Source organism: Novosphingobium sp. TH158, from assembly GCF_002855555.1.
Lineage (GTDB): Bacteria > Pseudomonadota > Alphaproteobacteria > Sphingomonadales > Sphingomonadaceae > Novosphingobium.
The window spans coordinates 301,448-322,407 of record NZ_PKRT01000001.1 but is presented as its reverse complement, the minus strand read 5'-3'; the positions used below and the strand labels follow the sequence as shown (position 1 = coordinate 322,407).

The following is a 20,960-nucleotide window of genomic DNA, read 5'->3' as shown; positions in this document are numbered from 1 at the left end:
GATGCCGACAATCGACATGAAGGGCAAAGCTGCGCTGGTTACCGGCGCGGCTTCCGGGCTGGGCCGCGCCACGGCCCTGCGGCTGGCGCAAGCCGGGGCGGACCTGTTCCTGCTGGACGTGAACGCAGAAGGGCTGGCGGAAACTGCCGGGATGCTCGCTTCCAGCGGAGTTGCCGTGGAAGTGCGGACGGTCGACCTGTCCGACCCAGCCGCCTGTCGTGCCGCCGTGGCAGAGGCGCATGGCCGCTTCGGCAGGCTCGACGCCCTGTGCAACGTGGCGGGGCTGATCTACCTTGCCAACACGCCGCAGATGCCGCTGGACCAGTTCGAGCGGACGATCTCGGTCAATCTCAATGCGGTTTTCCACCTTTCGGCGGCGGCAATCCCGCACCTGCTCGAAGTGAACGGCGCCATCGTCAATGTCGCCTCGTCGGCCGCTTTCATCGGCGAGGCCTATGCCGCGGCCTATTGCGCCAGCAAGTGGGGCGTCGTCGGGATGACCAAGGCGATGGCGATGGAATATTCCAAGAAGCCGATCCGCATCAACGCGGTCGCGCCCGGCGGCATGGTGACCAACATCGCGGCCAATTTCGTTCCGCCGGAGGGCTGCGATTTCGAGCTGATCAAGCGCTTTTCCGGCCTGCGCGGCGTGGTCGAAGTGGACGACGTGGCAGACATGATCGCCCTGCTGGCTTCGGATGCCGGGCGCGGGTTCCACGGCGCCTGCATCAACATCGACGCAGGGATTACGGCAGGATGACCAAGCGCACCGGCTTTATCGGCCTTGGCAGCCAGGGCGGCCCGATGGCGGAACGGATGCTGGCGGGCGGATATCCGCTTGCCGTCTGGGCGCGCCGGCCCGAAGCGCTGGAGCCCTTCGTGGCACAGGGCGCGCAGGCCGCCGCATCGGTGGCGGATCTCGCCGCGGTTTGCGACCATATCGGCATCTGCGTTGTCGACGATGCCGGGGTGGCGCAGATCTGCGACGAACTGATCCCCGCCATGCGCGCAGGCAGCCTGCTGGCCATTCACTCCACGATCCTGCCCGAAAGCTGCGAGGCGCTCGACGCGCGTTGCGCCGAACGCGGCATTGCCTTTCTCGATGCGCCGGTCAGCGGCGGCGGCGGTGCAGCGGCAGCGGGGACGCTGACCGTGATGTGCGGGGGAACCGCCGAAGCCTTCGAACAGGCCCGGCCGGTGATCGAAACCTTCGCGGGCAAGAATGTCCATCTCGGCCCGACAGGCTCCGGGCAGCGGGCGAAGATCGTCAACAACACGCTGATGGCAGCGAACATGGGCCTGGCGCAGGCCGCTCTTTCGGCGGGTGAAGCGCTGGGGATCGACCGTGCCGCACTTGCCGACCTGGTCAAGGCGTCGAGCGGGCGCAGCTTCGGTTTCGAAGTGTTCGCCCGCCTGCCCTCGCCCGCCGCCTTTGCCCAGGGCGCCCCGCTGCTGGCCAAGGATACCAACCTGCTGCGCGATATCCTTCCCGGAGACGATGGCGCAGCCCGGCTGCGCTCTGCGGCAGAACCCTTCCTGACTGCGGCGACCGGCAAGCCGCTTTGACCGCGCATCCTTGACAGTCCTTGCGGGCGTCCGATATAGTTTCATAAGAAACCTTATCGGACGCCTGCCCCATGCCTGACCTTTTCGACAACCCGCTCGGCCTCGAAGGATTCGAGTTCGTCGAATTCTGCGCTCCCGAAAAGGGCGTGCTGGAGCCGGTTTTCCAGGCAATGGGTTTCACCCTGATCGCCCGCCACCGGTCCAAGGATGTCCAGTTGTGGCGACAAGGCGGGATCAATCTGATCGCCAATTACGAGCCTCGCAGCCCGGCCTCGTGGTTCGCTGCCGAACACGGCCCTTCCGCCTGCGGCATGGGCTGGCGGGTGAAGGACGCGCCGCTGGCTTACAAGCTGGCGCTCGAGCGCGGGGCCGAACCGGTCGAAGTCCGCACCGGCCCGATGGAACTGCGCCTGCCTGCCATCCGCGGCATTGGCGGCTCGATCATCTACCTGATCGACCGTTATGGCGACGACCTCTCGATCTATGACATCGACTTCCGCTATGAAGAAGGCGTGGACCGGCATCCGCAGGGCGCGGGGCTGCAGATCATCGATCACCTCACCCACAACGTCTATGGCGGGCGCATGGCGCACTGGGCGGGCTTCTACGAGCGCGTCTTCAACTTCCGCGAAATCCGCTATTTCGACATCAAGGGCGAATATACCGGCCTCACGTCCAAGGCGATGACCGCACCGGACGGACTGATCCGCATCCCGCTGAACGAAGAAGGCGCAGGCGGCGGCGGCCAGATCGAGGAATACCTGCGCGCCTACAATGGCGAGGGGATCCAGCACATCGCCTTTGCCTGTGATGACCTCTACGCCACCTGGGATCGACTGAAGGCGATCGGCACAGACTTCGTCCCCTCTCCGCCGGAAACCTATTACGAAATGCTGGAAGGCCGGCTGCCCGGCCATGGCGAGCCCGTGGAAGAGCTGCAAAAGCGGGGCATCCTCCTCGATGGCTCAACCCAGGCCGGCGACCCGCGGCTGTTGCTGCAGATCTTTTCGCAGCCGGCGATCGGCCCGGTGTTCTTCGAATTCATCCAGCGCAAGAAGGACGAAGGTTTCGGCGAAGGCAATTTCACCGCCCTGTTCAAGTCGATGGAGGCCGACCAGCTGCGCCGCGGCACGCTGAAGTTGGAGGAGCAGGCATCATGAGCGTCCACCCCGTCCAGCTCGGCGGCATCCACCACGTTGCCTACCGCTGCCGCGACGCGGCGGAAACGGTCGCCTGGTACGAGCGCGTGCTCGGGATGAAATACGTAACGGCCTTTGCCGAGGATCACGTGCCCTCCACGGGTGCATACGATCCCTACATGCACGTCTTCCTCGATGCCGGTAACGGCAACGTGCTGGCATTCTTCGAACTGCCGAACCAGCCCGAGATGGGGCGCGATGCCAATACCCCGCAATGGGTCCAGCACCTCGCTTTCCGTGTGCCGAATGTCGAGGCGCTGCTTGCCGCCAAGGCCCATATCGAAGCGCAGGGCATCGAGGTTCTGGGGCCGACCTGGCACGGCATCTTCCAGTCGATCTACTTTTTCGATCCGAACGGCCACCGCATCGAACTGGCCGCGGACATCGGCACGCCCGAGCAATATGCCGAACTGGAAAGGGTCGCCGCGCCGATGCTCGAGGAGTGGAGCCGCACCAGGAAGGCCCCCCGTCACGCCGACTGGCTGCACAGGAAACCGGACTAGGCGACCCGGTTGGGCAATTCTGCACCGGCCAGCCAGGCCGCGATATTGTCCAGGGCCTGCATCCCCATCGCCGTGCGGGTTTCCAGCGTGGCCGAACCCAGGTGCGGCAGCAGTACCGCGTTTTCGCAAGTCAGCAGGCCGGGGTGAACCTTCGGCTCCTGCTCATAGACATCGAGGCCAGCCGCAGCGATCCGGCCTGCTGCCAGCGCATCGGCCAATGCGCCTTCGTCGACCACGCTGCCGCGCGCGGTGTTGATCAGGATCGCCGTCGGTTTCATGCGGGCAAGCAGCCCCGCATCGACAAGATGGCGCGTGGCAGTGCCACCGGGGACATGCAGCGAAAGCACGTCCGCCACCTCTGCCAGTTCGGTGAGGCTGGCAAAGGTCTCGATATCGTCAGCGCTGACGGGAGAGCGGCTGAAACAGGCTATCCGCATGCCGAAAGCGCGGGCAAGCCGAGCTGTTGCCCTGGCAATCCGGCCATAGCCGACCAGCCCGAGGAGCTTGCCGGAAAGCCCTTGCCCCATGATCGCGGTGGGGCCCCAGCCTTTCCACTGTCCTGCCCGCAGGCGTCGTTCGCCTTCCCCGGCACGGCGGGCGGCCATCAGCATCAGGGTAATTGCCAGTTCCGCCGTGGTATCGGTCAGCGCATCGGGCGTGTTGGTCACGGCAATCCCCGCCGAGCGGGCGGCATCCAGATCGACGTGCTCCACCCCTGCGCCAAAGTTGGCGATCAGGCGGGTGCGGGCAGCGCCTGCGATCAGTTCACTGTCGATCCGGTCGGTAATGGTCGGCAGCAGGATATCGAACCGGCCAAGCGCCTCGGCCAGTTCCTCGCGCGGCACCGGGCCCGGCCTGAACTCCACCTCCAGCGGCATCGTGCGAAGGCGCTGCTCGACAGGCGGCGGCATGGTGCGGGTGACGAGCAGGCGTAGGGCAGACATGCCCCAACAATGCCGCAAGGCCGCCGCAAAGCAAAGGGGTGCGGCCGCAGTGCCTTGCAGCCTGCGGGCAATGGCCTATCGACCGGAAACTACTCGAATCGGGAAAGCATCGCGCAATGGAACCCTTCCTGCTTGTCGAACGTGACGGCCCCGTCGCAATCGCCACCTTCAACTGCCCCGAGGAACGCAATGCCATCACCCGGCCGGAACAGGCGGACGAGGTTGTGGCCTTCTGCCATGCGATGACGCGTGATCCCTCTGTCCGGGCCATCGTGCTGACCGGGGCCGGCAAGGCGTTCTGCGCCGGTGGCAACGTCAAGGACATGGCATCGCGCAGCGGCATGTTTGCCGGGTCTCCCTACCAGATCCGCAACAACTATCGCACCAGTTTCCAGATGATCGGACCGGCCCTTACCGAACTGGAAGTGCCGGTCATCGCCGCGATCAATGGACCGGCAATCGGCCTCGGGCTGGACATTGCCTGCATGGCGGACGTGCGGATCATGGCCGATAGTGCCGTGGTGGCCGAAAGCTATGTCAAGCTGGGCATCATTCCCGGCGGCGGCGGGGCATGGCTGCTTCCCCGCCTGATCGGCCCGCAGCGCGCCGCGCTGATGACGCTGACCGGCGACGCCATCGATGCCGCAACCGCACTGGAATACGGGCTGGTTGCCGAAGTGGTTCCGGCAGCGGACCTGCGCAGCCGCGCGCTGGCGCTGGCGGGCCGCATCGCTGCCAACCCCGGCCATGCCACGCGCCTTGCCAAGCGGCTGATGCGCGAAGGCGCGGACGTGAAGCTCGATACGCTCCAGCAGATGTCCTCGGCCTTCCAGGCACTGTCGCACCACACAGCAGACCATCACGAGGCTGTCGATGCCTTTCTCAACAAGCGGCCGGGGCAATTCCGCGGCGAATAGGGCCTAGAAAAGCGGGCGCGCTTGGTGCATAGGCGCGCCGTTCCTCCCCGGAAAAGATCATTGCATTCTGGCCGCCAGTCCGTGCTGGCGCCCGGTGATTCATGTGAGGAAGTTACAGACATGTCTGCATACGTCGATCGCGCCGGACTGAAGATCGCCAGCGAACTCGCCGAATTCATCGAAGGCAAGGCCCTGCCCGGAACCGGTGTGGCTCCCGATGCCTTCTGGTCGGGCCTTGCGGGGATTACCGATCGCTTCGTGCCGGTAAACCGCGCCCTTCTGGCCAAGCGGGATGCCATCCAGGCGAAGCTTGACGATTGGCACAAGGCCAATCCCGGTCCGATTGCCGACATGGCTGCCTACCAGGCCTTCCTGCGCGAAATCGGCTATCTTGTGGCCGAGCCTGCCCCCTTCACCATCGGCACGCAGAACGTCGATGATGAAATCGCCACGATGGCCGGGCCGCAGCTGGTGGTCCCTGCCCTCAACGACCGCTTCGTGCTCAACGCCGCCAACGCCCGCTGGGGCAGCCTGTACGATGCGTTCTACGGCACCGACGCGCTCGATGCCGCGCCGGCGCAGGGCGGCGGGTATGACACCGTGCGCGGCGCTGCCGTGATCGAGGCGGCGCGCCAGTTCCTCAACAGCACCATCCCCGGGTGGGAAGATGCGGTTGCCGGCGGCGAACACGCCGCACTCGTCGCACGCAAGCCGGGCGGCCTCCTGTTCCGCCACAACGGCCTGCACATCGAGATCGTGATCGATGCCGAGCACCCGGTTGGCAAGGACGATCCGCTGCATGTCGCCGATGTCGTCCTTGAGGCGGCGCTGACGACGATCATCGACCTTGAGGACTCGGTCGCTGCCGTCGATGCCGAGGACAAGGTGCTTGGCTATTCCAACTGGCTGGGCCTGATGCGCGGCGACCTGACCGCCAGCTTCGAAAAGGGCGGCAAGGTGATGACCCGCGCCGTGCAGGCAGACCGCACCTGGGGCGAAACCACGCTCCATGGCCGATCGCTGCTGTTCGTCCGCAATGTCGGCCACCTGATGACCAATCCGGCAGTCCTTCTGGCCGATGGTTCGGAAATCCCGGAAGGCATGCTCGATGCGCTGGTCACCTCGCTGTGCGCCATGCATGACCTCAAGGGGCTGGGCACCTGGCGCAACAGCCGCAACGGTTCGATCTACATCGTCAAGCCGAAGCAGCACGGCCCGGAAGAGTGCGCCTTCACCAACGAGCTGTTCGATGCCGTCGAAGACGTGCTCGGCCTGCCGCGCCACACGGTGAAGGTCGGCGTGATGGACGAGGAACGCCGCACCAGCGCCAACCTCGCCGCCTGTATCGAGGCGGTGAAGGACCGCATCGTGTTCATCAACACCGGCTTCCTCGACCGCACGGGCGACGAAATGCACACCGCGATGCATGCCGGCCCGATGATCCGCAAGGCGGCCATGAAGTCCAGCGCGTGGATCCAGGCCTATGAAGCGCGCAACGTGCAGATCGGCCTTGCCTGCGGCCTTTCCGGAAAGGCGCAGATCGGCAAGGGCATGTGGGCCGCGCCCGACATGATGAAGGACATGATGGCGCAGAAGATCGGCCATCCGAAGGCCGGCGCCAACACGGCCTGGGTCCCCTCGCCCACCGCCGCAACGCTCCACGCCATGCATTACCATCAGGTCAGCGTGTTCGACGTGCAGCAGGAACTTGCCAGCCAGCCGACACCCGCGCTCGATGCCCTGCTTACCATTCCCGCCGCGCCCAAGGGCCACAACTGGTCGGACGAGGAAGTGCGCGAGGAACTGGAAAACAACGCCCAGGGCATCCTGGGCTATGTCGTGCGCTGGATCGATCAGGGCATCGGCTGCTCCAAGGTGCCGGACATCCACGATGTCGGCCTGATGGAAGATCGCGCGACGCTGCGCATCTCCAGCCAGCACATGGCCAACTGGCTGCATCACGGCGTCTGCACGAAGGACCAGGTCGATGCCGCCTTCGCCAAGATGGCGGCCAAGGTCGATGCCCAGAATGCGGGCGATCCGCTTTATGAAAAGCTGGAAGGCGACAGCGTGGCCCTGAAAGCTGCGCGGGCTCTGGTGTTCGAAGGGCTGGCACAGCCCAACGGCTATACCGAGCCGCTGCTTCACCGCTTCCGCCAGGAAAAGAAGGCCTCGCGCTGAGGCCGTTATCTGGATCGTACCGCGCGATTCTCCGTATCGGAGCAATCGCGCGGACGATTATGGTATCTTCGCCATTGATCGCGGCAGTGCTGCGCCCGATACCGGGCGTTCAACGCCGATCATAGCCATGGCTGAGGATACCCGATGAACTTCGATCTCACCGAAGAACAGGAAATGGTGCGCGATACCTTCGCACGTTTCCTTGACGAGAACAGCTCCACCATCCGGGTGCGCGCCGCCGATCCCACCGGCTTCGACCCAGCCCTCTGGCAGGGCCTTGGCGAACTTGGCGCCTTTGCCATGCGTGTGCCGGAAGAAGCAGGCGGGCTTGGCCTTGGCCTGCTTGACGCGGCGGTGCTGATGGACGAGGCCGGGCGCACGCTCGTTGCCGGTCCGCTGGCCGAAGCCCTGGTAGCGAACCGCCTGCTGGCCCAGCTTGCCGCGGAATCGCAGGCCGACCTGCTTGGCCGCGCCGTCGCGGGCGAAGCGGTCGTCACCCTCGCCTTTCATGACCTTGCCGCCAGGCCCCTCCAGTGGATTGCCGGCGGTCTGGTTGCCGAAGCCGTGATTGCCCGCCGCGGTGATGACGTGGTTCTCGTCTCGGTACCGGAAAGCGCCCGCAAGGCGGAAGAAACTCTCGCCTCCACCCCGATTGCCGAGATTGACCTTGGCGCGCTTGACGCGGTGGTGCTGGCCAGCGGACCGGACGCGCTCTCCACCTTCGCCGCAGCGGTCGAGGAATGGAAGCTGCTGATCGCGGCCGGGCTTGCCGGCATCGGCCGCGAAGCGCTGAAGCTTGCCTCTGCCTATGCCAACGAGCGCAAGGCCTTTGGCCAGCTGATCGGCACTTTCCAGGGCATTTCGCACCCGCTGGCAGACCGCCTGTGCGAAGTCGACGGAGCCAAGTTCCTTGTCTGGAAGGCCATTCGCGACATCTATGACGGATCGAACGAAGCTGCCCCCGGCATCAGCCTCGCCATGTGGTGGGCCAGCAAGTATGTCGTCGATGCGGCCAGCCAGGCTCTCCACACCTTCGGCGGCTATGGCCTGACCACCGAATACGACATTCACCTCTTCGTACTGCGCGCCAAGGCATGGCCGCTGGTGTTCGGCGATCCCGACCAGTTCCTCGACGAGGCTGGCCGCCGCCTTTACGAAGGCGAGACGGCTCCGCTGCCCGATGCCGGCGAAGTGCCGATCGACTTCGACCTGGGCGATGAAGCCCGTGCCGTCTGCGAAGAGCTTGCGCGCCTGTTCGAGGAAAAGGTGACCCCGGAAATGCGCGCCCGCTTCCACTATTCGTGGGAAGGCTACGTCCCCGAAGTGCACAAGATGCTGGCCGACAACAAGCTGCTGTTCCCCGGCCTTCCCGAGGAACTCTCGGGCCGCAGCATCACCCCCTATGCCAAGATCGCTGCAATGGGCGAGCTGGAGCGGCAGGGCTACAACACGCCCGGCGCCAATGTTGCGGCGATGGTCGCCATGATGATCCACAAGTACGGCAGCGACGAGTTGAAGCGCGATGTGCTGCCCAAGATCATCAACGGCGAAGTCCTGACCAGCCTGGGCTATTCCGAACCGAGCTGCGGTTCGGACGTCTTCGCCGCCCAGTGCAAGGCGACGCCGGAAGGCAACGGCTGGCGCATCGACGGGACCAAGATGTGGACCAGCGGCGCCAACCTGGCCGACTATGTGCTGATGCTCTGCCGCACCAACCCCGATGTGCCCAAGCACAAGGGGCTGACCATGTTCATCGTCCCGCTCAAGAACGAAGGCGTGACTGTTCAGGCGGTGCACACCTTCATGAACGAGCGCACCAACATCACCTTCTACGATGGCGTCCGCATCCCGGATTCCTGGCGTCTGGGCGATGTCGATGGCGGCGTGAAGACCATGTCGGCAGCGCTTGAGCTGGAACATGGCGGCGGCTTCAGCAAGGTTATGAAGCAGATGGTCCATGCCGCGGAAGAACTGTGCGATGAGCTTGGCCTGACCCGTACGGTCAATGCCCAGCGCCGTCTGGCGCGCTCGGTCGCGCATCTGTGGATCTCCGAAATGATGACCTATCGCGCCCAGTGGGCCAGCGTCGAAAAGAAGCCGAACCCCGGCTTCGGTCCGATGGCGAAGATGTGGTCATCGGAGAAGTTCCTCAGCGATTCGCGCGACCTGCTTGACCTGACCGCGCCGCTTTCGCTGTCGAAGCGTTCGGGCCCGGCGCAGCTGCTCAACCAGTGCTTCCGCCACGCGCACGGCACGACCATCTACGGCGGCACCAGCGAAGTGCACCGTTCGATGGTTGCGGAACGCTACCTCGGCCTGCCCCGCACGCGCGGATAAGCCAGACTGCTGGAACTGCAGGCAGGGCGCCCGGCTATCTCTCGCCGAGCGCCCTGTCTTCGTTTGCGCGCTTGATAAGGTACTGGCGGATCGCCTCGGCATCGGCCGGCTTCAGCACCTTGCCGAAAGCGACCATGCCGTTGCCTCCGTTGCGGGGCGACAGGGCTCCGTCGATCACCACGGCCTTCATAATTGCCGCATCATTGAGCACGCCTGAGCGGCGCAGGTCAGGGTTGATGCCTCCAGCCACGGCCGCGTCGCCGTGGCAGACCGCGCAATAACGGGCGTAATGCGCCGCGCCGCTGGCGACCTGCTGCGCCGTGCCGGTAAAGGCTGGCGGATCGAGCGGCAGCCGGTTCAGTGGCTTGGGCGCAGGCAGCTGGCCCTTGGCGCCGAGCTTGAACACCAGCAGGCGGCTGATGTTGCGCACGGCACCGCTCTTGTGCGCCAGCGTGCCCATCGTCGCATCCCACATGCCGCCCCAGCCGACCAGCACGGCGACATATTGCTCGCCATCCAGGGCATAGGTCATCGGCGCGGCCATCACGCCGGTCTGGACCGGGAAGCTCCACAGCCTGCCGCCCTTGTCGGCACTGTAAGCGGAAAAATTGCCCGCCGCATCGCCCTGGAACACCAGATTGCCGGCTGTCGCCAGCGTGCCTCCGTTCCACGGCCCTGTCTGCGGCACGGTCCAGGCCGCCTTCTGGAGGCGCGGATCCCAGGCAATCAGTGCCCCGGTGGTCGCGGCAAGCGCGCCGGCACGAACCCGCGGATCGGCGGGCATGGCCACCACGGCACTGTCCAGCCCGACCTGGAAACCGACCTCGGAAGCCTTCCAGTCCTTTGCCGCGGCATAGGGGAAACCGGTGAGGTTGGCCGGCAGGTAAACCAGTCCGGTCTTCGGGCTGTAGCTCATCGGTTGCCAGGAATGCGCACCCGCCACGCCAGGCAGGCCGACGAACGGCTTGCCCGTCTTTTCGTAACGCGCTTCGGGGTTGATCGCCGGACGCCCGGTCTTCGGATCGATCCCGGTCGTCCAGTTCTGCGGCACGAAGGGACCTGCGGAAAGGAACTCCCCCGTCGCCGCATCAAGCACGTAGAAGTAGCCGTTCTTCGGCGCGTGGAGCGCAACGTGGCGCATCCGCCCGCCGATCTCCATGTCGGCCAGGATTATCTGGGCGTTGCTGTCGTAATCCCAGCGATCCTCCGGCGTTTCCTGGAAGTGCCAGGCATATTTCCCGGTATCGGCGTGCACCGCGACGATGGACGAGGTGTAGAGCGAATCCCCTTCCCGTCCGGCTGCTGCCGGGTTCCACGGTTCGGCATTGCCCGTGCCGAACAGGACAAGGTTGGTGCGCGGATCGTAGGTGATCGAATCCCACACCGTTCCGCCGCCGCCCAGTTCCCACCACTTGCCCGACCAGGTCCGCGCCGCCTTCTCCATCGCTTCGCTTTCGTGCCCCTTGGCCGGATCGCCGGGTACGGTGTGAAAGCGCCAGATCTGCTGGCCGGTATTGTGATCATAGGCGGCGATGAACCCGCGCGCCTTGAACTCGGCCCCGCCGCTGCCGATCAAGACCAGCCCGTTGGCAATGCGCGGCGCGCCGGTGATGGTGTAATCCTTCATGTTCGGCACGACCAGCGCCGACCATTTCAGCCCGCCCGTTGCGCGGTCGAGCGCCACCAGCCGCCCGTCGAGCGTCGCGACGTAAAGGTTGGTGCCGTACAGGGCGACGCCGCGGTTCACGGCATCGCAGCAGGCGCGGGCCAGCGTTTCGCGCGGCACCTTCAGGTCATAGGACCACTTGAGCCGGCCGGTGCGCGCGTCCACCGCCTTGACGATCGACCACGCCGTGCTGACGTAGAGCGTGCCGTCATGCATCAGCGGCGTTGCTTCCTGCCCCCGCGCGGTTTCAAGGTCGAGCGACCAGGCCAGGCCGAGATCGCCGACATTGGCATCAGTGATCTGCGTCAGGGGCGAGAAGCGCTGCTCGGCCAGGTCGCGGCCATAGGAGAGCCATTCACCTTCCGGCGGGTTGGCCAGCATCGCATCGGTTATGCCTTCGCGCGCCGGACCGGTCGGCTGCGGGGCGCACCCGGCCACAAAAAGTGCTGCCGCCAGTGCCGCGATCCATGCCCTTGCCCGCATTCCCGTTTCCCTCAGCAATCAGCCCGATACCTGTGCGGTCCAGCCTGCAAGGTTGCAATAGACGGTGACCCGATCGATCTTTCCGCCCGAAAGCGCACAGAAGGCTCCCGCCGGAAGCTCGTAGGTCTGCCGATGGGCCTCGGGCAAGCCCTCATCGGCTGCAAGGTGCTCGCCATGCACAACGAATTTGGGGCGACGCGCGTCGGGCCGGCCGCCTCTCGGCAACCGGCCCGGTCAATCAGCAGCAATGCGGCAAAATGCGGTTCAGAGGTCGATCCGCTTGAGCCCCGGCGAAAGCAGGTGGATCGCCGCCACGGCAAGGAAATAGACCGCCGTGCAGGCCATGAAGATCACCGTGTAGTTGCCGTTGGTCGCCTCAAGCACCAGCCCGGTGGACTTCGCCATGATCATTCCGCCGATGCCGCCGGCAAATCCGCCCAGTCCGATGACCGAGGCAACGGCGCGCTTGGGGAACATGTCCGGCGGGATCGAGAGCAGGTTCGAACTGAACGACTGGTGCCCGGCCAGGGCAAGGCCGATCAGGAACACCGCCAGCCACATGTTGGACAGGCCGGTGACGAACAGCAGCGGAAGAACGGCAGCACCCGAAATCAGCAGGGTAATCTTGCGGGCAAAGTTCGGGGTGTGGCCGCGCTGGATCAGGCGCGATGAAAGCCAGCCGCCAGCGATCGAACCGATGTCCGAGAGCAGATACATGATGATCATCGGCAGCAGCACCACCTTCAGGTCGACCCCGTAGGTCGTGCTGAAGTACTTGGGCAGCCAGAACAGCATGAGGAACCAGACCGGATCGGTCAGGAACTTTGCGACCGAAAATGCCCATGCCTCGCGCCGGGTGATCAGCTTGCCCCAGCCGACCTGTTCGACCTTTTCCGGCGGATCGTGCTCGATCCAGGCCAGCTCTTCCTCGCTCACCTTGCCGCTTTCGCGCGGATTGGAATAGAATTTCCACCACAGCACCAGCAGCAGCACGCCGAACAGGCCCGACCAGATGAATGTCTCGCGCCAGCCAAGGCCCAGGTAGGTCATGAACAGGGCGATGGTCGGCGCGGTGAGGATGACGCCGATGGTCGTGCCGGAATTGACCCAGCCGATGGCCAGCGCGCGTTCCTTTTGCGGGAACCATTCGCTGCTGGAACGGACGATGGACGGAAAGTGTCCCGCCTCGCCCACGCCCAGCACCACGCGCGCCGCCATGAACCCGGCCACGGACGAGGCAAAGCCGTGGGCGACATGCCCGACCGTCCAGATGGTGATGGCAATGGCATAGCCGATGCGCGGGCCGAAGCGGTCAATCAGGCTGCCCATGATGAGGAAGCCGACCGCATAGGCCGCCTGGAAGGCCGTGACGATGGTGCCGTAGTCGTTTTCGCTCCAGCCCATTTCCTGGCCAAGCGAGGGTGCCAGAAGGCCAAGCATGGTGCGGTCGATATAGTTGATCGTCGTTGCCACGAAGAGCAGCGCGATGATCAGCCAGCGCCGCCTTCCCGCCGGCTTGGCGACAGCTGCGCCCGCAGAAGTGGAAGCATCGACCATCTTTCTCTCCCGTCTGCGGCCGTCAATTGCGAACCGCCCTTATCCTTTTGCGCGAAACGCTAACGCGGCTTCGCGACCGATATACTGCACGAAAGCGCGCCATAGTCGCCAAAGGTAACGGTAACAAGCTGGCTTTGCCGCACCGGGTGAACCCCGGTGATGGCCCCTGTTGAAACCCATAGCCCTTGGGAAAGATCGTATCCGCGCGCGGAGAGGTTGCCTAACAGGAAGCGGACCGCACCGTAAGGCCCGTCGAGCATGGTCGCTGCGGTTGCCTCGCCAACGGTTTCACCATCCACCTCGGTCCGCACCTTGATCGCGCACAGATCGAGCGCCGCCCAATCGGGCAACTGCGCGCCCATCACCACGCCGTGATTGTTCCCGAAGTCCGAAATGGTGACGAGCGGGCCGTCCGCATTGATACCGGGATAGGGGGAGCTGGCGATCTCTATGCCCAGGCGAACGTCATCGATGATGGCCCGGGTTCCAGCATCGTCCGCAGGGATCGTGCCATTCCAGCCCGCGGCAACGTGCAGCAGCAGCTCCGCCTCGCCAGCGGCAAAGCCACCATCGAACACCGGCATGTCGGGAATCTCGCCCTCGGCGATCGCAACCACGCTGTCGGCAAAGATCGGGCCGGACAGGCGGTTGGCGCCAAGCACGGCATCGAGCGGAGCGTTGATGCGGCCCACCTTCCATCCGGCAATGGCACCTCCATCGAAGGCTATTGCCGCATCCTGGATCCGGTAGGCCCCGGCAAGGTCACCGGGGGCCTGCCCGGGATAGACGGGGAGTGCCTGCGCAGCACGGCGTGCGGAAACGAACGCCTTGGCAACGGATTGGGCCTGCTCAGTCAAACTCTGCCCCTAGAATCAGGATGTGCCTGGCCTTGCCGGCCACTTCCCCTGCTGGCTAATGGAAACCGGTGTCATTGGCAAGAGACGGTAGAGTGCGCCGCACCGTTTCAAAGCGTGACGCCGCGTTTCCAGATGGCAATTGCCCGCTGCCCGGCGCGTTCGGCGCAGCTTGATTCCCCGCTGGCAATCGCCGCGATCCGGCTGGCAAAGGCGATATCGGCAGCCTCGGGCCCATCGCGCAGTACGCAGGATGCATCGAAGTCGATCCAGTGCGGCTTGTTCGCTGCAAGCGCCGCGTTGGATGCGACTTTCACGGTCGGCACGGGAAAGCCGAGCGGCGTGCCCCTTCCCGTCGTGAACAGGACCATGGTTGCCCCGGCGGCGGCCAGTGCCGTGGAAGAAACGGCATCGTTCCCCGGCGCTTCCAGCAGTGTCAGCCCGGAATGCCGCGCCTGCTGGCCATAGGAAATGACATCGCAGAGCGGCGCATTGCCGCCCTTCTGCACCGCACCCAGTGATTTTTCCTCAAGCGTGGTGATGCCGCCTGCAAGGTTGCCGGGCGACGGGTTCTCGGACACCGGCAGGCCCTGGTCGAGATAATACCGCTTGAAGCGGTTCACCAGTTCCGCTGCCTCGTCGAAAACCGCAGCATTGATGGCGCGATCGAGCAGAGCCTGCTCCGCGCCGAAAATCTCGGGAATCTCGGTGAGGATGGCGCGGCCACCGGCGGCACAGAGACTGTCGGTCAACCGCCCGAGCAGGGGGTTGGCGGTGAGGCCCGAAAACCCGTCCGACCCGCCGCATTTCAGGCCGATCGTCAAGGCGGAAAAGGGAAGCTCCTCGCGCCGGGCAAGCGCCGCCTCTTCCACCAACTCGTCGATCAGCGAGGCAGCCAGCGCCATTTCGTCGCCGGCGGACTGGCTGGAAAGCAGGCGAACCTTGCCGTGCATATCGGGCGGCACCGCCTCAAGCAGGCTGTCCAGCTGATTGGATTCGCAGCCCAGCCCCAGCAGCAAGACCCCTGCCGCGTTGGGATTGGCGGCGAGGCCCGCCAGCAAGGCTCGCGTCCCGGAAAGATCGTCACCCAGCTGCGAACAGCCGTGCGGATGAGTAAAGGCGTGAATGCCATCCAGCTTTCCGGCATGAAGCGCAGACGCCTCGCGCGCGACTGCCTCTGCCGTGATGCCGACGCAGCCGACAGTCGGCAGCACCCAGATCTCGTTTCGCGTTGCCGCCCGGCCATCGCTTCGGCGGTAGCCCTGCCAGCGGGGCAGCGCGGCGCCAGAGACACCGGCCGGCAGGGCGAGGCCCGGGCGATAGGCCAGTTCCCCCGCCAGAGCCGTCTGGAGGTTATGGCTGTGCACATGCTCACCTGCGGCGATAGGCCGGGCCGCAAGGCCGATCGGCTGGCCGTATTTCACCACGGGCGAACCCGCCGCAATCGCGGCCAATGCCACCTTGTGCCCCTGCGCTATAGCATCGAGCATGGTGAGACCTTCTACCACCTCGCCCGCCTCGATCGGACGCAAGGCAACGGCCACGGAATCGGCGGGATGGATCCGATGCAGGGTCGGGAGCTTGTGCGGCATGGATGCGTACCTTATGGTAACCGGTGTCAGCATTGCCTTTGCAATCAGTCGAAGGCAAGAGACAACAGGCCCGCACTTGAACCGGGCATGACAAGGGGCAGGCATGACGGGCAATTCCGGTCGCGAAGGGAAGCCGACGATCAACGATGTCGCGCGCCTTTCGGGCGTATCGAAGAAGACCGTCAGCCGGGTGATCAACCGCTCCCCCCTGCTCAACGAGGCCACGCGCGAGAAGGTCGAGAAGGTCATTGCGGAGCTGGGCTATGTGCCCAACCCGCAGGCCCGCGCGCTTGCGCTGCGGCGCAATTTTTCGCTGGGCATGATCTACGACAACCCCAATGCGCAGATGGTGCTGAACTTCCAGGAAGGCGTGCTCGACGCGATCAGGGGAACCGAATTCGCGCTGGTTATCCACCCGGTCGATCGCCATGATCCCGGCCTCTTCGCCCAGGTCCGCAAGTTCATCGAACAGCAGCGCTTCTATGGCGTGCTGGTGTTGCCGCCGCTTTCAGAAAACGATGCCTTCTTCGAACTGCTCGACGAGTTGGGCTGCAATTACGTGCGCATGGGTTCGGCGGAGCTCGACGATCCGGCCCACCTCGTCCAGTCGAACGACCGGCAGGCCGTGCGCGATGCGGTGGAATACCTTGTCGCGCAAGGACACCGCCGGATCGGCCTGGTGGAAGGGCCCGAAGGCTTCCGCTCCGCGCACGAACGCCGCGAAGGCTGGCGCGATGCCGTAACCGCGCACGGCCTGCCTGCCGGGCAGGACCTTGTCGCACGCGGCAACTATACCTTCGAGACCGGCAAGGCCGCCGGTGCGCAGCTGCTCGACCAGCCCCAGCCGCCAAGCGCCATCTTCGCCAGCAACGACGTGATGGCGGCAGGTGTCGTTCACGTCGCGCGTGAGCGCGGGCTTGAGGTTCCGGGCGACCTGTCGGTTGTCGGCTTCGACGATACTGCCATCGCCGCGACCATCTGGCCGCCTCTGACGACGGTGCGCTGGCCGATCCGGACCATGGCCCGCTCCGCCGCGCGCAAGCTGATCTTCCCCGAGGCGGCGGAAGGCGAGCAATCGCTGTTCCCGACCGAATTCGTCCCCCGCGCCTCGGTCTCCCCACCGCGAAACTGAGCCAGCGCATCGCCTGGCCGCTTCGCGCTTGATCTGCGCCATGACACCGGTTACCAAAGACGCCAGACCGCCCTTCCCCATGCGAAAGACAATGTCATGAAGATCGCCCTCATCATCGAGAACAGCCAGGCCGCAAAGAACGCCATCGTGCACGAGGCGCTGACCTCCGTCGCCGAACCGCTTGGCCATCAGGTGTTCAACTATGGCATGTATTCGCCCGAGGATAAGGCCTCGCTCACCTATGTGATGAACGGTCTGCTGACCGGCATCCTGCTCAATTCCGGAGCCGCCGATTTCGTCGTCACCGGCTGCGGCACCGGCATGGGTTCGATGCTGGCGGCCAACGCCATGCCCGGCGTATTCTGCGGACTGGTGATCGACCCGACCGATGCCTTCCTGTTCAGCCAGATCAACGATGGCAACGCCATCTCCATGCCCTATTCCAAGGGCTTCGGCTGGGCGGCGGAACTCAACCTGCAGGACTGTTACCGCAAGATATTCGAGAACGAAGGCGGCGCCGGCTACCCCAAGGAACGAGCCGAGATCATGCGCACCAACCGCGGCATCCTGCGCGGGCTCAAGGAAGCTTCGTGCCGCGACATGCTGACCGTGTTGAAGTCGGTCGACCAGGGCTTGCTGAAGGCAGCCATCGCGGGTGAGAAGTTTGCCGAGCTGTTCTATCCGAACGCAAAGGACCAGGCGATCGCCGATTACCTGCGCTCGCTCTGATCGGGAAAGGGGCTGACATGGCGATCTCCTTCTCGCTCGAAGGCAAGGCCGCGCTGGTCACCGGGGCGAACACCGGCATCGGGCAGGCCATTGCCGTTGCCCTTGCCGAGGCCGGGGCAGATGTCGCCCTGGCCGGACGCTCCGAACCCGGCGAGACATTGCGCGCCATCGAGGCGGCGAGGCGAAGGGCCGTTAACATCACGGCGGACCTCTCCTCGACCGAACCGGTCCAGCGCGTGGTCGATGAGGCGCTGGCCGGACTTGGCCGGATCGACGTGCTGGTGAACAACGCCGGGATCATCCGGCGCGACGACTTGCTCCAGTTCTCGGAAGAGGACTGGGACGCGGTGATGGACACCAACCTGAAGACGCTGTTCTTCCTCAGCCAGGCCGCCGCGCGGCACATGGCAGGGCGCGGGTCCGGCAAGATCATCAACATTGCCAGCCTGCTCACCTTCCAGGGCGGTATCCGCGTGCCGAGCTATGCCGCAGCGAAATCCGGGGTTGGCGGCGTCACCAAGGCCATGGCCAACGAACTGGCCGCCAAGGGCGTGCAGGTAAACGCCATCGCGCCCGGCTATATCAGCACCAACAACACCACTGCCCTGCGCGAGGACGAAACGCGCAACCGCCAGATTCTTGAGCGGATTCCGGCGGGTCGCTGGGGCCGGCCCGAAGACATTGCCGGGGCGGCGGTGTTCCTCGCCTCGCCGGCATCGGATTATGTGACCGGGCACGTGCTGGCAGTCGACGGCGGCTGGCTGGCACGCTAGACGATTGGCATGACCAAAACTGTTACCTGCTTCGGCGAACTCCTCATCCGCCTCACTCCGCCCGGCTCGCAGCTCATGGTGCAGGCGCAGAGCCTTGACCTCATCGTCGGCGGGGCAGAGGCCAACGTGGCTTCGGGCCTCGCTGCGCTGGGCCACGATGTGCGCTTTGCCGGGTTGGTGAGCGACAATGCCCTGGGAGACCGGGCGGTATCGGCTCTGCGCAGCACCGGGGTGGACACCCGCCACCTCGCCCGCGCGCCGGGCCGGATGGGGCTCTATTTCATGGAGGCAGGCGCCGGGCCGCGCCCAGCCGCCATCACCTACGACCGCGCCGGCAGCGCCTTTGCCGAGGCCGATCCCGCCAGCATCGACTTCGCCGGCGCGCTTGCTGGCTCCAGCCTGTTGCACACCGGGGGCATCACTCCCGCACTGGGACCGAAGGGCGTTGCCCTCGCCAAGGCAGCCAATGCTGCGGCGGTGGCGGCAGGGGTGCCGGTGTGTTTCGACGGCAATTACCGCGGCCAGTTGTGGTCGGCGTGGGATTCGAACCCTGCAGAAGTGCTGCGCGCTCTGGTGAGCGACGCGACGATCCTGATCGGCAACCACCGCGACATTTCGCTGCTGCTGGGCAAGGCATTCTCCGGCGATGGCGAGGATCGGCGACGGGAGGCGGCAGAGGCCGCCTTCGCCGCTTTCCCCAAGCTTGAACTCATCGCCTCGACCGCGCGGCACCTTGTCACCAGCGATCACCATCGCATTTCCGCGCGGGTCGATGCGCGCGATGTTGCCCACCAGACCGGCGAGATCGACGTCACCGCCATTGTCGACCGGATCGGCACCGGCGATGCCTTTGCCGCCGGCGTGCTGCATCAGTGGCTACTCGGCGGGAACGTCCAGGCAATGGCGGAAAGCGGCCTTGCCCTCACCGCATTGAAGCACACGCTGCCGGGCGACATGTGCTTGTTCGGCCGGGCGGAGCTCGACGCCTTTTCCGCCAGCGGGGGCGATGTCCGCCGCTGACGCCTTCAGCCGCCGCGCCGTTCTGGCGGGGGGCGGACTGGCTCTTGGCGCGCTGGCAGTGCGATCTGGTGCCACGACCATTTTCAGCCCGCAGGTGCGTAGCCCTTCCGGCGAATATGTCGGCAGTTTTATCTACGACCCCGCCGACAGGGTTACCGTGCGCGCCTATCGCTTCGCCGGAATCCGTTATGCCCGCGCCGCGCGCTTCGAGCCTCCGCTGGCAGTCACCTCAACCGCACCGATGGCAGAGCAGGCAGCAGGTTTTGGGCCGGTCTGCCCCCAACCCGGCGACCGTTATCGCCCGCAGTCCGAAGACTGCCTGTTCCTCAATGTCTGGACACCTGCGACCACGGCTGCGCGGCCCCGACCTGTCATGGTCTACATCCACGGCGGCGCCTACACGACCGGCTCTGTCACCGATCCGCTGAATGACGGAGCGAAGCTGGCGGCGCGCGGCGATGTCGTCGTGGTCACGATCAACCACCGGCTCAACGCCTTCGGTTATCTTTACCTGCCCGATCGCTTCCCCAGCAGCGGCAACAACGGCCAGCTTGACCTTGTCTGCGCGCTCCAGTGGGTCCGGCGCAATATCGCCAGCTTCGGCGGCGATCCCGGCAATGTCACGCTGTTCGGCCAGTCCGGCGGCGGTGCCAAGATCGCGACGCTGATGGCCATGCCCGAGGCGAAGGGCCTGTTCCACAAGGCCATCACCATGAGCGGCCAGCAGGTGACAGCTTCCGGCCCGCTCAACGCTGGCAAGCGCGCCGAGGCGTTTCTCGCCAAGCTTGGCAGCGATCCGGCGAAGGCCTCGCAGGAGCAGATCGTCGCCGCGCTCTCGGCCACCGATCCGATCCTTGGCGGCGGCGTTTACATGGGGCCGGTGCTCGACATGAAGCACCTCCACCGCCACCCCTTCTGGCCCGATGCCGCGCCGCAGGGGAACGCGATTCCGATGATGCTGGGCAACACGGTGATGGAAACGCGCGCCTTCTATGGCTCCGGCCACCGGCTGATTCAGGGGCTCGACTGGTCGAACCTGGCCGAGCGCGCAGGGCCGGAAATGCGCGTGGACATTAGCCCCGACTGGGTCGTCGCCCGGTTCCGCGAGCGATATCCGAATGCCGATCCGGTCGAGCTGTTCCACCGGATCGTTACGGCCGGTCGATCCTGGCGGGGGCAAGTGGAAGAAGCCGAGGCACGGGCGAGAAACGGGCGTGGCAACACGTTCGTCTACCAGCTCGATTTCGAACAGGCCAAGCACACCGACGACATCGGCCTGTCGTTCGGCACCTTCGAAAACCCCACGCCCGCGCGGCAGGCCATGAGCGACCGGGTCATGGACGCCTTCGTCCGCTTCGCCCGCACGGGCAATCCCGGCTGGCCAGCCTATGACCTCAAGCAGCGCAGCACCATGGTGTTCGACCAGGACAGCCGGGTGGTGAGCAGCCCGCGCCAGTGGGAGCGCGAACTGTTTGCCCGCGTGCCTTATATCCAGCCGGGAACCTGA

18 protein-coding genes are annotated in these 20,960 nt (G+C 65.3%); 12 read left to right on the top strand and 6 right to left on the bottom strand.

From position 1 onward, the window contains the following. Position 1: 1 nt before the first annotated feature. From C0V78_RS01715 to C0V78_RS01700, 4 genes are all read left to right on the top strand, one after another. The gene (locus tag C0V78_RS01715; RefSeq protein ID WP_101796148.1) at positions 2-760 is read left to right on the top strand and encodes an SDR family NAD(P)-dependent oxidoreductase; all 759 of its coding nucleotides are present in this window, start codon (positions 2-4) and stop codon (positions 758-760) included. Beyond that, positions 757-1,566 (top strand): NAD(P)-dependent oxidoreductase, encoded by an 810-nt coding sequence (locus tag C0V78_RS01710; protein ID WP_101796147.1) that lies wholly within the window; start codon positions 757-759, stop codon positions 1,564-1,566. The genes C0V78_RS01715 and C0V78_RS01710 overlap by 4 nt, the downstream gene beginning before the upstream one ends. 71 nt (positions 1,567-1,637) lie before the next feature. Then, positions 1,638-2,726, top strand: a complete 1,089-nt coding sequence (gene hppD / locus C0V78_RS01705) for a 4-hydroxyphenylpyruvate dioxygenase (protein ID WP_101796146.1) — start codon at positions 1,638-1,640, stop codon at positions 2,724-2,726. Next, entirely contained in the window at positions 2,723-3,268 is a 546-nt protein-coding gene (locus C0V78_RS01700; protein ID WP_101796145.1) for a VOC family protein, read from the top strand. The genes hppD and C0V78_RS01700 overlap by 4 nt, the downstream gene beginning before the upstream one ends. Here C0V78_RS01700 and C0V78_RS01695 read toward each other — a convergent pair. Then, a complete protein-coding gene (locus C0V78_RS01695) occupies positions 3,265-4,212 on the bottom strand; it encodes a D-glycerate dehydrogenase (RefSeq protein ID WP_101796144.1) in 948 nt (315 codons plus the stop codon). The two genes, C0V78_RS01700 and C0V78_RS01695, sit on opposite strands and share 4 nt — an antisense overlap. A 116-nt stretch (positions 4,213-4,328) precedes the next feature. Here C0V78_RS01695 and C0V78_RS01690 point away from each other — a divergent pair, with 116 nt between their 5' ends. The 3 genes from C0V78_RS01690 to C0V78_RS01680 all read left to right on the top strand — a co-directional run bounded on the left by C0V78_RS01690 (position 4,329) and on the right by C0V78_RS01680 (position 9,647). Further along, positions 4,329-5,129 carry a crotonase/enoyl-CoA hydratase family protein gene (locus C0V78_RS01690; RefSeq protein WP_101796143.1) on the top strand — a complete coding sequence of 267 codons (801 nt, stop codon included), beginning with the start codon at positions 4,329-4,331 and terminating at the stop codon, positions 5,127-5,129. Between the two features lie 120 nt (positions 5,130-5,249). Continuing rightward, positions 5,250-7,310 carry a malate synthase G gene (locus C0V78_RS01685; protein WP_101796142.1) on the top strand — a complete coding sequence of 687 codons (2,061 nt, stop codon included), beginning with the start codon at positions 5,250-5,252 and terminating at the stop codon, positions 7,308-7,310. A 144-nt stretch (positions 7,311-7,454) separates the two neighbouring features. After that, a complete protein-coding gene (locus C0V78_RS01680) occupies positions 7,455-9,647 on the top strand; it encodes an acyl-CoA dehydrogenase family protein (protein WP_101796141.1) in 2,193 nt (730 codons plus the stop codon). A gap of 34 nt (positions 9,648-9,681) precedes the next feature. On the opposite strand, the gene C0V78_RS01675 is transcribed toward C0V78_RS01680, so the two are convergent. The 5 genes from C0V78_RS01675 to C0V78_RS01660 form a co-directional block, all read right to left on the bottom strand. Beyond that, positions 9,682-11,796, bottom strand: a complete 2,115-nt coding sequence (locus C0V78_RS01675; RefSeq protein WP_101796140.1) for a PQQ-dependent dehydrogenase, methanol/ethanol family — start codon at positions 11,794-11,796, stop codon at positions 9,682-9,684. A gap of 18 nt (positions 11,797-11,814) precedes the next feature. Further along, a complete protein-coding gene (locus C0V78_RS15200) occupies positions 11,815-11,943 on the bottom strand; it encodes a hypothetical protein (protein WP_256385659.1) in 129 nt (42 codons plus the stop codon). A 117-nt stretch (positions 11,944-12,060) separates the two neighbouring features. Beyond that, positions 12,061-13,353 (bottom strand): MFS transporter, encoded by a 1,293-nt coding sequence (locus C0V78_RS01670; RefSeq protein ID WP_101796139.1) that lies wholly within the window; start codon positions 13,351-13,353, stop codon positions 12,061-12,063. A 59-nt stretch (positions 13,354-13,412) separates the two neighbouring features. Then, a complete protein-coding gene (locus C0V78_RS01665) occupies positions 13,413-14,210 on the bottom strand; it encodes a 2-keto-4-pentenoate hydratase (RefSeq protein WP_101796138.1) in 798 nt (265 codons plus the stop codon). 107 nt (positions 14,211-14,317) lie between these two features. Next, positions 14,318-15,799, bottom strand: coding sequence for a UxaA family hydrolase (locus C0V78_RS01660; protein ID WP_101796137.1), 1,482 nt, complete (start codon positions 15,797-15,799; stop codon positions 14,318-14,320). 103 nt (positions 15,800-15,902) lie between these two features. On the opposite strand from C0V78_RS01660, the gene C0V78_RS01655 reads away from it, so the two are divergent. The 5 genes from C0V78_RS01655 (at position 15,903) to C0V78_RS01635 (ending at position 20,960) form a co-directional block, all read left to right on the top strand. Then, positions 15,903-16,931, top strand: a complete 1,029-nt coding sequence (locus tag C0V78_RS01655) for a LacI family DNA-binding transcriptional regulator (protein WP_101796136.1) — start codon at positions 15,903-15,905, stop codon at positions 16,929-16,931. Positions 16,932-17,027: 96 nt separating this feature from the next. Next, positions 17,028-17,660 carry an RpiB/LacA/LacB family sugar-phosphate isomerase gene (locus tag C0V78_RS01650; protein WP_101796135.1) on the top strand — a complete coding sequence of 211 codons (633 nt, stop codon included), beginning with the start codon at positions 17,028-17,030 and terminating at the stop codon, positions 17,658-17,660. A 17-nt stretch (positions 17,661-17,677) separates the two neighbouring features. Then, on the top strand, positions 17,678-18,433 hold the full coding sequence (gene kduD, locus C0V78_RS01645; protein WP_101796134.1) for a 2-dehydro-3-deoxy-D-gluconate 5-dehydrogenase KduD: 756 nt from the start codon (positions 17,678-17,680) through the stop codon (positions 18,431-18,433). A 9-nt stretch (positions 18,434-18,442) separates the two neighbouring features. Further along, on the top strand, positions 18,443-19,453 hold the full coding sequence (locus C0V78_RS01640) for a sugar kinase (protein WP_101796133.1): 1,011 nt from the start codon (positions 18,443-18,445) through the stop codon (positions 19,451-19,453). Further along, entirely contained in the window at positions 19,440-20,960 is a 1,521-nt protein-coding gene (locus C0V78_RS01635) for a carboxylesterase/lipase family protein (RefSeq protein WP_101796132.1), read from the top strand. Before C0V78_RS01640 ends, C0V78_RS01635 begins: the two co-directional genes overlap by 14 nt.